This window comes from Campylobacter sp. IFREMER_LSEM_CL292, assembly GCF_025771615.1.
Lineage (GTDB): Bacteria > Campylobacterota > Campylobacteria > Campylobacterales > Campylobacteraceae > Campylobacter_D > Campylobacter_D lari_D.
On record NZ_JAKMQP010000010.1, the window covers coordinates 1 to 15,118 of the forward strand.

The window sequence follows — 15,118 nt, forward strand, 5'->3', positions numbered from 1 at the left end:
GATTGTTTTAAGTGTGGAAAGGGTTTAAACAAATATTTGTTTAAACACCAGCTAAAGCTAAAAGATCGCTTACTTTTTCACATTTTTTAAGATTACCACCGCTAATTTGCTTGCCAAGTGAGTTTTTAAATAATACCATGATAGATACAAAAGCTAAGCTATCCCATTCATCAATATCATCTAAAATCATATCTTCTTTTAGTGTTTCATCCATATGCATAGCTTCGCTAATAGCTTCTAATAATTCTTCTTTAGTCATTTTTTTCTCCTTTATAAATTGAAATTGTATCAGTTTTAAAGTTTTTATCAAAATTTATATAAGCACTCCCCCAGGCATATCCAGCACCAAAAGCACTTAAAATGGCATTAAAATCATTTTTTTGTATTTCACAAAGTAAAGCAGGTAAAGAGCAAGCACTCAAATTAGCATATTTTGACATCAAAAAATTTGGTGCTTTAGAGCTATCAATACTCAAGTCATTTATAATAGAATCAACTAAAAATTGATTGGATTGATGTAATAAAAAATAATCCACTTCATCTTTACTTTTTTCACAAAAATCAAGCATTTCTTTTATGCTTTGGCTCTCAAGATTAAGTGCTTGGTTAAAAATTTCAGCCCCATCCATGTAAAGATTATCTAAGCTCCTATGCTTATTGGTTTGAAATATTTCTTTATTGGAGCTTTTACTCTCATCAAGTTTAGCAAAAGCTCTATTGGGTATGATGAGTTTGTCAAAACCTTCTCCATTAGAATGAAGCTTAAAAAACGATTTTTCATTTGCACAGCTTATGAGTGTTGCGCTTACTCCATCGCCAAAGATTGGAGCTAAATTTGGATTTAAAGGGTTTATGGTTTTACTTAAAGTATCACCACAAATTAATAAAATATTTTTTGCATTTTGATTTTCTAAAAAAGAAAAAGCTATAAATAAGCCATATAAATACCCAGAACACGCTTGATTTACATCAAAAGCTATGGTTTGAGGTTTTAAATTTAATCGTTTGTGAAGATAGTTTGCGCATGATGGCATAAAAAAATCAGGAGTTTGTGTAACAAAAATCACCATATCAAGCTTATTTTTATCAAAATCAAGCATTTTAAATAAATTTATACTTGCTTCATAGGCTAAATCTGTTGTGCTAATATTTTCATCAGCAATAAATCTTTCTTGTATGCCTGAAATTTTTTTCATTCTTTTTAGCATTTTGACATCATTTTGAAAAACATCTTCTAAGCAATCATCTATGTTTATACATTTATTAGGCACGCAAACGCTTATACCTGCTATTTTGGCTTTATTAAAACTAGCTTTCAATTATAAGTCCTTCGTAATTTATCATTTCTTTTTGGATTAGAGCAAAATTTTCTTTTATATTTGCATTTAAACTATATAAAAATTCTAAAAATGGCATATTTCTTTCGCCCTTTTGAAAGTATAAAATACATTCTTTTGTATTAAAATGCACATGTAATAACTCTATAGCCTTATATAGCATAATTTTTTCAAGCTTTCTTCCTAAAGCTCTGCAACTTATGCAAAGATCTTTTATGATTAAATTTGTTTCATCTTTATAAGCTAAAAAAATTGCTATAATGCCACTATCACTTAATTTATCACTCATGCTTATAGTCAAAATAGCATGTTTTTGCATAAATTCTTCACACTCTTTTAAGCTTAATCTTGAGTAATTTGATATAAATTGATTAGTTTTATTAAGTAGTTGTGAAATTCTTTCAAGTTCATCTGCGTGGTTGATATGAAATTTCAAACAAATTTGTAATTTTTCAAAATACTCTTTAGGGCTAAGCTTGACAAGCTCTTGTCTTTGTAAATTCGCTTTAATATCAGCACTTCTTAACTCATCTTCTTTGCTAAAGCTTGTTTTTAAAAGTCTAGGATAGAGCTTTAAACTATAAGCACTATTTTCATCAGCTAGTAAGGTATTAATATGAAGGTGTGATACATTTTCAATTTCGGCTATATTATCATCAATAAACAACACACTATCAAAAGCTATATTAAAAAAATTTACAATTTCTTTAATATTTTCGTCTTTACTTTTCCAATTAGCCTTGATCATACTAAAATCATCAAGTTGTAATAAAAAGTCTTTTCTTTGTGAAAAAAGTTTTTTTACATCTTCTTCTTCATTTTTTGAAGCAATGGCGAGTAAAAAACCTTGATTTTTTAAATTTAAAAGCTCACTTTGCAAGGCTTTATGATTGCTAGATAAAGTAAGATTTTCAATACCATCTTCGCCTAAAATTCCTTGGTATAAGGTATTATCAAGATCTATGATGATTGCTTTTAAAGTTGGTTGTAAAAGGCTAGGTAGGATTTTTAGTCCTAGAATTTGGGCTAATTTTACACAAGCTTTATTACTAAGTCTGCTTGCATTTATTTCAAAATTACTATCATCTATGATGAGATTTTCATCTAAAAAGGGCTTTAGTATTTTGCAAATACTATATTCTTTTAAGCTTGTATTACCAAGTAAAAGTGTGATGATAGGAGCGTTGCTAATGCTTGATAGTTCTTGTATTTTTTCTTTGATAAAATCATCTACATTTTTTTTATAATTGTTTAAATCTATAAATATGATGTTTAAATCTGCTTTTTGAAAATTATCATAACTTAAACTATCATCATAAGAGCTTATGTTAAATTCAGCCTTTAATTTACTAAAGGCTAAAAATGCATTTAGTATGCTTGAAATCACTTCAAAAGAGTGATTTCTAAAAACATTAATAGTAATTTTTTTATAATGATTTTCCTTGCTAAGTTTTATAAGATCATTTCTTTTTAAATTTGGTGAAAAAAGATTCATTCTTTGACCAAAACTACTGCCATTACAATAGCATTTTTTGTTTTTAGTGCTTTTTCTAAAGAATAATTATTCGCCATAAAATATTCACATTCTTTGATTTTCAATCCTGCTTTATTAAGTAATTCTTTAACTTCATCAGGATGAGAAAATAAATAAATATGATCAATTGCAGGAGCGTTGATAGGTATAGTCGCAAAGATTTCTCCATTATCATTTAATAAGGCTTTTACATCTTTCATAAATTGTAAAGGTTGTTCAACATGTTCTAAAACCTCTCCCATTACTACCAAATCAGCTTTGTTGTTAAACTCACATTTGGTAAAATCTTTACATATAAATTCGCATTTAGTATTTATTTTGCCAAACTGATTTTCTACCATATCCTTGCTCATTTGACAACTTATAGGAGATATATCGATGCCAAAATATTCTTTAAATTTTTGACTTCTTAGGGCTTTAACAAAAAATTCACCATGTCCTGGTCCTATTTCAAGATAGGTATTTTCTTGATTTTGTTTTTCATCTATATACTTAGCAAAATATCTTCTAACTTCAATATGAGCATTCCATATAAAAGAAGATATAGCAAGACCTACCATGTATTGCTTCATATAGTTTTCATTAAAATACACCATATTTTCTACTTCTGCTAAGGTGCTATATCTATATTTTCCAAATTCTATAAAATATCTAGTTTCTTCTAAAGTATCATTTAATACAACTATATAGCTTTGAGCTTGTTCTTCTAAAGTAATATTTAGTGTATCTTTGTAATAAACAATAAGCTTTTCTAAATCTTCATATTCTTCTTTAGAGAGTTGTAATCCATCTAAACATTTTTTGTGTAGTGGATTTTTTTCTTCTATTAGCTTAAATAATTCTTTTGTATTTTCTAGCATAATTTCTCCTTAATAGCTTGCAAAAGTTCATTTTGTGATTTTAGCTGACTTAATTCATCTTTGCTAAATTTGATTTCAAATTCTTCTTCTAAGCTCATGATTATATCAATATGATTTAAAGAAGTCCAATTTTTGCAATTTTGCATGCTTAAATTTGAATTTTCATCAACTTTTACTTCTAGTATATTTTCTAAAATTTCATAAAATTTATTTTCCATGATTAATCCTGTAATATAAAAATATTTTTATCTTCATCAAGAGCATTTTTTATCGCTTCTTTGTATTCTTTTGTATGAAATAAACATATAGTTGCACCACCAAAATTTTCGTATATAAAATTTTTTGTTTTTTTAGTAATATAGTTTATATTATCGACATTTGGTAAAGATTTTTTATCTAAATGTCTAACATAAAATTTTATTTTTTTATCATGCATTCTGTTTTGTTCGTCTATTATTTTTCCGTGAAAATCTTTAAAATATCTGTAATCTACTCGGTATTCTTCTTCGATATAATGAGTTAGAGTGTGTCCTGTAGTGCTTCCAAAAAGTATATATTTTCCATTTTCTTGTGTTAAAATATCATACACACAATTTTCTCCAAAACAACTTGTAGTGTCCTTTAAAAACAATTCTTCTTTGGCTCCTTTTATAGCAAAGGAAAATATAGGATCATTAGTGCGTTTTACTCCTGCTTGTTTGCGAAAATATTCATTTAAAGCACCCATTTTTGTAGGAGAATTTAATTTATCATAAACTTCATTTTTGCAAAAACTATAAGTAAAAGTAGGCATGATTAAAGTACCTTCTTTACCTATAACTTCAAAAAAACAATCTAATATAGTTTGTAAAAATTCATTTCTAGGAAGCAAGGGTGTGCCAAAATTAAAAAGTTCAGTATGCACACACAAAATATCGCCTTTTTTGATGCCAAGTTTTTTGAAAGCTTCTATTAAATCTACATTAGAGTATTTTTTATCATTATGTTCTAAGAAATATTTCATTTTATCAATCCGTGAAATTTTAATTTTTCTATTAAATCTTTTAATTCATAAGCTTGCATGTTTAGCTTTGAGGCTATATCTAAAACATCGTTTTTACCATCGCAATATGCTAAAAAATTACATGATATTGGTATATCATTGGTTGAAGAAGTATTGATAGTGTGATATAACCCTCTTTTACCCAAATTTGGTTCACAAAATATCGTATTTTGATAAATTTCATTAACCTCTAAATTCATAATGATTTCTTGCATAGCTTTTAAGCCACCTTGCAATCCCTCTTCACTGATGAAATTTAAGTCATCCTTGCTAGTATGATATTCTTTATACTCTAGATACTTACTTCTACAAATTCCGACTACGGGTAAATTTACTAAAGGAGCACAGTATTGTCTCTCATCGCTTCCTCTATCTAAAAAGCTAAATTCTTTAAAATTATTTTTTTCTTTTAAGGTATGCAAAGCTACTTTATCTGCTAGGGTATTTTCACTTGGAGTGTGAATGAGTGAGTAAGCATTGTCATCACCTATGCAAGAGAGTACAAAACCTGCTTTAGTGTGTTTTTGTAAATGTTTTAAATGTTTACTAAGATAAACTATACTCCCTATGGTTTCAGGAATAAAAACAAAACGATAATTATATTTTCTCTCTTTAAGTTCTAAAAGCCATTTAGCTAAAAATGTAGCTACCACAGGACCACTTAACTCGTTATTTGCCATAGATGGATGACAAAGATAAGTGGAAATTAAAATTTCATCTTTTGTTTCTTGCGTGCTAGGTATGAGTAAATCAGCATAGTTTAAAACTCCATTTTCATGGTGCTTTGCATCTATGAAAACTTTATATTTTCCTTCTTTTAGTTTAACTCTATCTTTGTGTTTTATACAAAACCCCCAACGCCTTTTATAATAGCTTGTCACATAAGGTATGGCACCAGGCATTTCTTCTATAGAGTAAAGGTGTTCTTGTAAGCTTGCTAGATTAAGCTCTGTGTCTATGCCTGTGCTATAGTTTAACACATGAAGATTATTTTGCTTAAAATCACAAATTTTTTCTCCATTTGGAGTGATGATATAAGCATCGTTTATCTCCCATTCAGCAGGTACTTCCCAATCAAATACTTTACTCCCACTTGCTATAGAGTGAATTTTTAATATACCCCCCCCCATAGCTTCATCAAGTATTTTTAAGCTTTGTCTAAAGCCTTTCCCGGTAATACTTCTGCATATAGGAAAAAGCTCACAAGCTAGCTCATACATACTTTTACTCACAATAAGCCTTTTTAGTTTCTTCTAAAATCTTAAATAAACTATCTTTAATAAATTGTGCTTCTTTTAAATTCATTTCTTGATGAGCAGGTATGCTAAGTTCAGCTTTATAAAAATTATCCGCATTTTCTAAGAATAAATTTCCATATAAGTTTTTATAATAACTAAACTCATAAGTAGGCTTATAATGCACTTGTACACCTATGCCCAAATTTAATAATTTTTCAAAAATAATCTCTTTTTGGCAATAAAACTCAGGAAAAAGCAAAATAGGATATAAATGTCTTGAGCTTTTTTTATAATCTTTGATTTTTATAGTGCTAAAATAAGGATTTTTTTCAAATTCTTTATCGTAAAAACTTGTGATGATTTCTCTTTTTTCTAGCATATTATCAAGTTTTTTAAGTTGATTTATACCCAAAGCACAAGCTACATCGCTTAAACGATAATTATAGCCTAGTTCAATCATATCACTATCCCAAAGTCTTTTTTTGACTATGCCATGACTTCTTAAAAGCTTGATTTTTGAGATTAATTCCTCATCATTGCTAACAACCGCACCACCTTCAAAGGTTGTGATAGGTTTAACCGGATGAAAAGAAAATATGCTCAAATCCCCCATAGAACCTACTTTTTGATCTTTATAAATAGCACCTAGAGCATGACTTGCATCATCAATTAGTGGGATGTTGTGTTGTTTAGCTAAGGCTAAAATTTCATCCATTTCTACACTATTTCCCGCAAAATCAACCACGCAAATTGCTCCTATATTAGAGCTATCTTGGCTTAATCTTAAAGCAAGTTTTTTCTCATCAATATTTCCATCGCTTTTTACATCTATAAACTCAACCCTAGCACCTGCCATTAAAGCTGCATTTGCAGTCGCAGCAAAGGTAATGGGGGTTGTTAAGACAATTTTATCTTTTACATTTAAAGATAAATATGCAAGGTGTAAAGCAGAAGTAGCTGAATTTAGCACGCAAGCATATTTTACACCTACATATTCACAAAGGGCTTGTTCAAATTCTTCAACCTTTTTTCCACCGGTTAAAAAATCATCTTTTAAAGCCTCACAAACTACTTGTATGTCTTGTTCGTCAATATTTTGATGAGAATAAGTTATCATTTTTCAAGCTCTGTATGATTTATTATATTTAAAAGCTCTTCTTGGCTAATCCATGATGGATTATTATCAGAGCTATAAGAAAAGCCATTAGAAACTTTTTTACCCTTTTGTCCTTTTGCATTTATACTAAAATCAACATTAGTGTTATTAAATTGAATGCTTGGGCTGATGGCATAATAATTTTCAAATTCATAAGTTAAATGACTATCATCACTTGAAATCATAATTTCATGTAGTTTTTCACCTGCTCTTATACCTATGATTTTATGAGCTAAATTAGGAGCCATAGTTTTAGCTAAATCAACGATTTTCATAGAAGGAATTTTTGGCACGAAAATTTCCCCTCCATGCATATAGGCAAAATTATTCAGCACGAAATTAACTCCATCTTCTAAGGATATCCAAAATCTTGTCATTCTCTCATCTGTGATAGGAAGTTCTTTAGCGCCTTCATTGATTAGTTTTTTAAAAAATGGTATGACAGATCCTCTTGAGCCCACTACATTACCATATCTTGTAACGCTAAATTTAGTGTGAGAATTTCCTGCTATGTTATTTGCTGCTACAAAAAGCTTATCACTTGCAAGCTTTGTAGCTCCATATAAATTAATAGGATTGCATGCTTTATCGGTTGAAAGAGCGATACATTTTTCTACATTATTTTCCAAACACGCATCGATTACATTTTGTGCTCCATGGATATTAGTTTTTATACATTCCATTGGATTATATTCTGCAATTGGCACATGTTTCATAGCAGCTGCATGAATGACAAAATCAACATCTTTCATTGCTATGCTCAATCTTTCTTTATCTCTTACATCACCTATAAAATAACGCATGCAATCATCGTTAAATTTTCTTGCCATTTCAAATTGTTTTAACTCATCTCTTGAATAAATGATGATTTTTTTAGGTTTGTATTTTTGAAGTAAAGTTTTAGTATAAGTTTTTCCAAAACTTCCTGTGCCACCGGTGATTAAAATGCTTTTTCCATTAAACATATTTATTTTCCTATTACTTGACTAAGTTTTTATATCGACTGAAAATAAAATTATTTTAAAATTCTTGGTAAAGTTATACCTGTTTGAGCTTGATATTTGCCTTTTTTATCAGCATATGTTACATCACAAGGTTCATCTCCTTGTAAAAATAAAACTTGAGCTATACCTTCATTAGCATAAATTTTAGCAGGTAGTGGGGTTGTGTTTGAAATTTCTATAGTGATATGTCCTTCAAAACCTGGCTCAAAAGGGGTTACATTTACTATAATGCCACATCTTGCATAAGTGCTTTTGCCAAGACAAATAGCCAAAACATCATTTGGCATTTTAAAATACTCAACTGTTCTTGCAAGAGCGAAAGAATTTGCAGGTACTATACATACATCGCCTACAAAATCTACTACATTTTCTTCTACAAAATTTTTAGGATCTACAACGGTGGAATTTACATTAGTGAAAATCTTAAATTCTCTTCCAACTCTTATATCATATCCATAGCTTGAAAGCCCATAACTAACTATACCTTTACCTATATTTGCTTCACAAAATGGCTCTATCATATTGTGCTCTAATGCCATTTTTTTGATCCAATTATCTGCTTTTAAGCCCATTTTTGTCCTTTATAATTAAAGTGAATTCTTAAATTATATCTTAAAATAAAAGTAAAAAATAAATAATTGAAGTTATTTTTAGTATTTTTATATATAATTATAAATTAAGTCTTATAAATTAAGGAGAATATATGACAAAAGAAGAAATCAAAGAACTAATGCAACTTTTTGCAGAAGCAAATATAAGCAAGATTAAAATAAAAGAACAAGATGGATTTGAAATAGAACTTGAAAGAGATATGTGTTGTGAATTACCAGCTCCAGCTCCTGTTGCTCCAGCTCCACAGCCAATTAATGTAAATGTAGTTAATGAAACCAAAGCAAGCTCAAACTCTTCTAATAAACCGACTATCAATAGCCCTATGGTAGGTACTTTTTATCAAGCTCCAAGCCCAGGTGCAGCACCTTTTGCTAAAGCAGGACAAACTATTAAAAAAGGAAGTACTATAGCAATTATTGAAGCGATGAAAATTATGAATGAAATCGAAGCTGAATATGATTGTAGGATAGTAGAAGTATTAGTTGCAGATGGTCAGCCTGTAGAATTTGGTATGCCTTTATTTGTGGTGGAGAAATTATAAAATGGAAATTAAAAAAGTTTTAATAGCAAATCGTGGAGAAATTGCATTAAGAGCTTTAAGAACTGTAAAAGAAATGGGAAAAAAAGCAATTTGTGTGTATTCTACTGCAGATAAAGATGCTTTGTATTTAAAATATGCTGATGCGAGTATTTGCATAGGAAATGCTAGAAGTTCAGAAAGCTATTTAAATATCCCAGCTATTATTAGTGCAGCTGAAATTAGTGAAGCGGATGCGATTTTTCCAGGATATGGATTTTTAAGTGAAAATCAAAATTTTGTTGAAATTTGTGCAAAACATAATATCAAATTCATAGGCCCTTCAGTAGCTGCTATGGCACTAATGAGTGATAAAAGTAAAGCAAAACAAGTAATGCAAAGAGCAGGTGTGCCTGTAATCCCAGGAAGCGATGGGGCTTTAGGTGGGGTTGAAGCAGCAAAAAAACTTGCTAAAGAAATAGGCTATCCTGTGATTTTAAAGGCAGCAGCAGGTGGTGGCGGCCGTGGTATGCGTGTAGTTGAAGATGAAAAAGATTTAGAAAAAGCTTACTGGTCAGCAGAAAGTGAAGCGATGAGTGCTTTTGGCGATGGAACTATGTATATGGAAAAATACATCCAAAACCCACGCCATATAGAAGTGCAAATCATAGGAGATAGCTTTGGAAATGTGATACATTTGGGTGAGAGAGATTGCTCTATGCAAAGACGCCATCAAAAACTTATAGAAGAATCTCCTGCAATTTTACTAGATGAAAAAACAAGAGCAAGACTTCATGAAACAGCAGTTAAAGCTGCTAAGGCTATTGATTATGAGGGTGCGGGAACTTTTGAGTTTTTAGTGGATAAAAATTTAGATTTTTATTTTATTGAAATGAATACGCGTTTGCAGGTTGAGCATTGTGTGAGTGAGATGGTAAGCGGGGTAGATATTATCGAGCTTATGATTAAAGTAGCAGAAGGGTATCCTTTACCAAAACAAGAAGAAATTAAACTTAAAGGTCATTCTATAGAATGTAGAATTACTGCTGAAGATTCTAAAACTTTCTTACCTTGCCCAGGTAAAATCACAAAATATGTAGCTCCTGCAGGACGCAATGTAAGAATGGAAAGCCATTGTTATCAAGATTATAGTGTGCCTCCTTATTATGATTCTATGATTGGAAAATTAGTCGTTTGGGGAGAAGATAGAAACACAGCTATAGCTAAAATGAAAATAGCCTTGCAAGAGCTTATCGTAGGTGGGATAAAAACAACCAAAGATTTTCATTTAGCAATGATGGATAATGCAGATTTTATCAATAATAATTATGATACAAATTATCTTTCAAGACATTAATTGAAGATAGGTTTTAACCTATCTTAATTCTTCTATATGAGCATTTGCTCTTATTTTATCAAGATGATTTTTTAAGGCTTGTTCTTTTTGAGTTAGGGTATAGACATTGCTAACTTGATCTTTGATTAAATCAAATTCGATAGGATTTTTACCATATTTTTCTTTTACAAAATACACTATATAAGCGTTTTCGCCATTTAACACTGGAGTAAATTCTCCTATTTTTGTATTATTTAACAAAGCAAGTAATCTTGGATCTAAACTAGCTGCGTTTAAACTAATGGCTTTTGATTTAATTTGAGAATTTTTATACATAGGATTTTGTGCAAGCTGTTGTAAAAGTTCAGGATTGGTAGAATTATAAACAACTAAGTCTATATTTGAAAAAGTGCTAAATTTATCAAGATTGCTTTCATAAAAATGTTTTAGTGTTTCATCATCAATATTGATTTTTGCATTTTGCATTATGCTTCTATAAAGTTTTTCTCTTTCAAGATCTTTTCTAACTTTGTTTTTAAAAACTTCAAAACTTAAACCATCTTTTTCTATCTTTGCTTGCAAACCATTAATGTCAGTTTTATTGCCTTTTGCTATTTGGGCTAATTTTTCATTAAGTTCAAAAGTGCTTACATAAATTCCTAACTTTTTAGCTTCGCTTTGTTGAACTTTATCATCTACTAAAAATGCTATAGCTTTTTGTTTGTCATTAGTTTTTAATTCTTTCATAGTTTGTTCTATATCATAAAGAGTAATAGGTTGATTTTCTACTACCATTGCTACACCACCAAGGGTTTGAGCATATAAAATATTTGCAGCAAAACAACAAGATATTAAAAATTTTCTCATATAAAACCTTTATTTAAGTGTAAATATAGCATTATAACAATAAAAATTTAAAAAAGGTAAAAATATGCAAGAAATCACAACGCGTTTTGCTCCTTCTCCAACAGGATATTTGCACATAGGAGGGCTTAGAACAGCTTTATATAATTATCTTTATGCAAGAAAAAATAAGGGTAAATTTTTATTGCGTATTGAAGATACGGATTTAAAAAGAAATTCACAAGAAGCTACGCAAGCTATTATAGAAGCATTTAAATGGTGCGGACTTGATTATGATGGGATGATTGAGTATCAATCTCAAAGATTTGATATTTATAAAAAATACATTCAAAAATTACTAGATGAGGGCAAGGCTTATTATTGTTATATGAGCAAAGAAGAGCTTGATGAGTTAAGAGCTAAGCAAGAAGCAGCTAAAGAGCGTCCAAAATATGATGGTAGATATAGAGAATTTAAAGGAACTCCCCCAAGTGGCATTGAGCCTGTGGTGCGTATAAAAGCACCACAAAGTGGAGAGATTAAATTTATAGATGGCATTAAAGGCGAGGTTAGTTTTAAGGCTGAAGATATTTTAGATGATTTTGTAATTGCAAGAAGCGATGGTAGCCCAATTTATAATTTAACCGTTGTAATTGATGATGCACTAATGGGTGTGAGTGATGTTATAAGAGGAGATGATCATTTATCAAATACTCCAAAACAAATTGTCCTTTATGAAGCACTAGGCTTTAAAATACCTAAATTTTATCATGTAGCTATGATACATGGTGAAGATGGTAAGAAACTTTCTAAGCGTCATGGAGCAACTGATGTGATGGAATATAAAAATATGGGGATTTTACCTCAAGCCCTGCTTAATTTCTTAGTGCGTCTTGGTTGGAGTCATGGCGATGATGAAATTTTTTCTTTAGAAAGTATGCAAGAACTTTTTGATCCAAATCATATCAATAAAAGCGCTTCTTGTTATAATTTTAAAAAATTAGAATGGCTTAATGCTCATTATATTAAAACTTTACCTTTTGAAGAAATCAATAGACAATTAAAAGATTTAGGATTTGATTTAAGTCAGTATGAAAAAGCAGGCTTTTTGCTAGATATGTTAAGAGAGAGAGCTAAAACCTTACATGATATTATTAGTGGGGCTAAAGTGTTACTAAATGACCCAAAAGAATATGATCAAAAGGCTGTAGATAAATTTCTCAATGTTACAAATTTAACTTATTTGGAAAAATACGCTATGGTTTTAAATGAGCAAAAAAATGCTTGTGAATTTGAAGAATTAACTAATCAATTCTTAGAAGAAAATAATCTTAAGTTAAAAGATCTAGCTCAAGCTATACGCATCGCACTCACAGGAAATTCGGTTAGTCCTAGTATATTTGAAGTATTGGAATTTTTAGGAGTGCAAAAGGCTAAACTTAGGATAAAAAATTTATTAAATTATATGAAGGAAAAATAATGAATTTAAAAGAAGAGGCTTTAGAATATCACTTAGGTGGTAAAGTAGATATTGTTGCTAGAAAGCCTATGGATAGTGCACATGATTTATCTTTGGCGTATTCTCCTGGAGTTGCTGAACCTTGTATTGAGATAGCAAAAGATGAAACTTTAGCTTATAAATACACTAATAAAGCTAATTTAGTTGCTATAGTAAGCGATGGTAGTGCGGTTTTGGGACTTGGCAATATAGGAGCGAGTGCAAGCAAACCTGTTATGGAAGGAAAAGCTTGTTTGTTTAAAAAATTTGCTAATGTTAATGCTTATGATTTAGAAATTAATGCTCATAGTATAGATGAAATTGTTACTTTTTGTAAAGCTATAGCGCCTACTTTTGGAGGGATTAATTTAGAAGATATTTCAGCACCAAAATGTTTTGAAATAGAAGCTGCCTTGCAAGATCTTGGAATTCCTGTAATGCATGATGACCAACATGGAACTGCGATTATTTCTACAGCAGGATTAATGAATGCTATGGAAATTAGTGGTAAAAAATTTGAAGATATTAAAGTAGTGGTAAGTGGTGCAGGTGCAGCAGGTATTGCAAGTGCTAGAATGTATAGAAATTTAGGGGTTAAAAATATCGTTTTAGTAGATAGTAAAGGTGTGATTAATACTCAAAGAGATGATTTAAATAAATATAAACTAGAATTTGTAAGCGATACCAAAGATAGCACTTTAAGAGAAGCTTTAAAAGGTGCTGATGTATTTTTGGGTTTGAGTGCACCTAAGATTTTAGATGATGAGATGATTTTAAGTATGGCAAAAGATCCTGTGATTTTTGCATTAGCTAATCCTGTACCTGAAGTAATGCCAGAAGATGTTAAAAGAGTTAGAAACGATGCTATAGTTGGAACAGGTAGAAGTGATTATCCAAATCAAATTAATAATGTTTTAGGTTTTCCTTTTATCTTTAGAGGAGCTTTAGATGTAAAGGCAACTAAAATTACTGAAAATATGAAAATAGCAGCCGCAAAAGCTTTGGCTGATTTAGCTAAGCTTGAAGTAACTGATGAGGTAAAACAAGCTTATGGAGTAGAAGAGCTTAGTTTTGGTAGAGATTATGTGATACCAAAACCATTTGATAGCAGAGTAAAAGCTGTAGTTAGTGCTGCGGTAGCAAAAGCTGCGGTTGAAGATGGAGTAGCTTTGATAAATAATTTTGATTATCAGAGATATTTTGATAGTTTAAAATAATTTTTTGTAAATTAAGTTTTATTTAAAATAATTTTTTATTATAAAACTTAATTTTATCTATTTTTTATTGTTTATATGAGTTATAAAAACATATTTTTTAAAAATCATTTAAAAAATATGTTTTAAATGTTACTTTTTTTCTTTTTAAATTATATAAATTTGATATTACTAGTGTTTTTAATAAAATTAATTTATATTTAAGATATTTTTTAATAGGATATTTTTACTTAATCATAGAAAGGTCGAGATGATTTTTGGTAAGATAGATTATCTTAATTTACTCCCTTTACATATCTATCTTAAAAAATCAGCTTTTCCTAGCTATGTTAAGCAAACTACAGAATACAAAAAAGGGGTTCCTAGTAAGCTAAATCGCCATTTGTATTTTAGACGCATTGATGCAGCGATTATCTCAAGTGTTGAAAGTCGTAGAAAAAAATACAAAACCTTAAATGTGGGGATTTGCGCAAGCAAAAAGGTAAAAAGCGTTTTAGTGAAAAAACAATCTGAAAGCAAAGAAGATGCAAGCTCTGCAACTTCTAATGCTCTTGCAAAAGTTTTAAAGCAAAAAGGGGAGGTTATCATCGGTGATAAGGCTTTAAAACTTTATTTGCAAAATCCAAAAGATTATATTGATTTATGTGAATTATGGTATGAAAAGACAAAACTACCTTTTGTTTTTGCTCGATTTTCTTGTATTAAAAATTTTTCTATTTATAAAAAAATGATGAAAAATTTCACAAAAAGTAAAATTTTCATTCCGCAATATATTTTGCTAGATTATTCTAAGTCAAGAAATCTTTCTCAAAAAGAAATTAGTGCATATTTAAAGCTAATTTACTACAAAATAGGAACAAAGGAGCAAAAGGCGCTAAAAAAATTTTTAGCCAATGCAAACAGCAAGATACTATAAAAAGGACAATT

At 29.8% G+C, this 15,118-nt stretch carries 16 protein-coding genes; 5 read left to right on the forward strand and 11 right to left on the reverse strand.

Annotation, left to right across the window (positions count from 1 at the left end; all coding sequences use genetic code 11):
* Positions 1–40: 40 nt before the first annotated feature.
* From L8T82_RS06250 to dcd, 10 genes are read right to left on the reverse strand one after another with little or no spacing between them, the layout of a single operon-like run.
* Positions 41–259: an acyl carrier protein gene (locus L8T82_RS06250; RefSeq protein ID WP_263726121.1), complete on the reverse strand. Its 219-nt coding sequence runs from the start codon at positions 257–259 to the stop codon at positions 41–43.
* Positions 252–1,319, reverse strand: coding sequence for a beta-ketoacyl-ACP synthase III (locus L8T82_RS06255; protein WP_263726122.1), 1,068 nt, complete (start codon positions 1,317–1,319; stop codon positions 252–254). Before L8T82_RS06255 ends, L8T82_RS06250 begins: the two co-directional genes overlap by 8 nt.
* Entirely contained in the window at positions 1,309–2,832 is a 1,524-nt protein-coding gene (locus L8T82_RS06260) for an HAD-IIIC family phosphatase (protein ID WP_263726123.1), read from the reverse strand. The genes L8T82_RS06255 and L8T82_RS06260 overlap by 11 nt, the downstream gene beginning before the upstream one ends.
* Entirely contained in the window at positions 2,829–3,731 is a 903-nt protein-coding gene (locus tag L8T82_RS06265; RefSeq protein WP_173787020.1) for a class I SAM-dependent methyltransferase, read from the reverse strand. Before L8T82_RS06265 ends, L8T82_RS06260 begins: the two co-directional genes overlap by 4 nt.
* The gene (locus L8T82_RS06270) at positions 3,725–3,949 is read right to left on the reverse strand and encodes an acyl carrier protein (protein ID WP_087699877.1); all 225 of its coding nucleotides are present in this window, start codon (positions 3,947–3,949) and stop codon (positions 3,725–3,727) included. Before L8T82_RS06270 ends, L8T82_RS06265 begins: the two co-directional genes overlap by 7 nt.
* Before the next feature lie 2 nt (positions 3,950–3,951).
* A complete protein-coding gene (locus L8T82_RS06275; protein ID WP_263726124.1) occupies positions 3,952–4,734 on the reverse strand; it encodes an AAC(3) family N-acetyltransferase in 783 nt (260 codons plus the stop codon).
* A complete protein-coding gene (locus L8T82_RS06280; RefSeq protein ID WP_263726146.1) occupies positions 4,731–5,993 on the reverse strand; it encodes a DUF4910 domain-containing protein in 1,263 nt (420 codons plus the stop codon). Before L8T82_RS06280 ends, L8T82_RS06275 begins: the two co-directional genes overlap by 4 nt.
* 4 nt (positions 5,994–5,997) lie before the next feature.
* Complete coding sequence (pseC, locus tag L8T82_RS06285; RefSeq protein ID WP_263726125.1) at positions 5,998–7,128, reverse strand: UDP-4-amino-4,6-dideoxy-N-acetyl-beta-L-altrosamine transaminase; 1,131 nt, start codon at positions 7,126–7,128, stop codon at positions 5,998–6,000.
* Complete coding sequence (gene pseB, locus L8T82_RS06290; RefSeq protein WP_258108148.1) at positions 7,125–8,132, reverse strand: UDP-N-acetylglucosamine 4,6-dehydratase (inverting); 1,008 nt, start codon at positions 8,130–8,132, stop codon at positions 7,125–7,127. Before pseB ends, pseC begins: the two co-directional genes overlap by 4 nt.
* 50 nt (positions 8,133–8,182) lie before the next feature.
* On the reverse strand, positions 8,183–8,743 hold the full coding sequence (gene dcd / locus L8T82_RS06295) for a dCTP deaminase (protein WP_012661997.1): 561 nt from the start codon (positions 8,741–8,743) through the stop codon (positions 8,183–8,185).
* Between the two features lie 131 nt (positions 8,744–8,874).
* Here dcd and accB point away from each other — a divergent pair, with 131 nt between their 5' ends.
* The gene (gene accB / locus L8T82_RS06300; protein WP_039626958.1) at positions 8,875–9,324 is read left to right on the forward strand and encodes an acetyl-CoA carboxylase biotin carboxyl carrier protein; all 450 of its coding nucleotides are present in this window, start codon (positions 8,875–8,877) and stop codon (positions 9,322–9,324) included.
* 1 nt (position 9,325) lies between these two features.
* Positions 9,326–10,657: an acetyl-CoA carboxylase biotin carboxylase subunit gene (locus L8T82_RS06305; protein ID WP_039619123.1), complete on the forward strand. Its 1,332-nt coding sequence runs from the start codon at positions 9,326–9,328 to the stop codon at positions 10,655–10,657.
* A gap of 18 nt (positions 10,658–10,675) precedes the next feature.
* Here the strand turns inward: L8T82_RS06305 and L8T82_RS06310 are convergent, their stop codons facing one another.
* A complete protein-coding gene (locus L8T82_RS06310; protein WP_263660169.1) occupies positions 10,676–11,503 on the reverse strand; it encodes a peptidylprolyl isomerase in 828 nt (275 codons plus the stop codon).
* Between the two features lie 64 nt (positions 11,504–11,567).
* Between L8T82_RS06310 and gltX the strand changes: the two genes are divergently transcribed.
* From gltX to L8T82_RS06325, 3 genes are all read left to right on the forward strand, one after another.
* Entirely contained in the window at positions 11,568–12,959 is a 1,392-nt protein-coding gene (gene gltX / locus L8T82_RS06315; RefSeq protein ID WP_263726126.1) for a glutamate--tRNA ligase, read from the forward strand.
* Positions 12,959–14,194, forward strand: a complete 1,236-nt coding sequence (locus L8T82_RS06320; RefSeq protein WP_133319773.1) for a malic enzyme-like NAD(P)-binding protein — start codon at positions 12,959–12,961, stop codon at positions 14,192–14,194. Before gltX ends, L8T82_RS06320 begins: the two co-directional genes overlap by 1 nt.
* A 247-nt stretch (positions 14,195–14,441) precedes the next feature.
* On the forward strand, positions 14,442–15,107 hold the full coding sequence (locus L8T82_RS06325) for an MqnA/MqnD/SBP family protein (protein WP_133319772.1): 666 nt from the start codon (positions 14,442–14,444) through the stop codon (positions 15,105–15,107).
* The last annotated feature ends 11 nt before the right edge of the window (positions 15,108–15,118 follow it).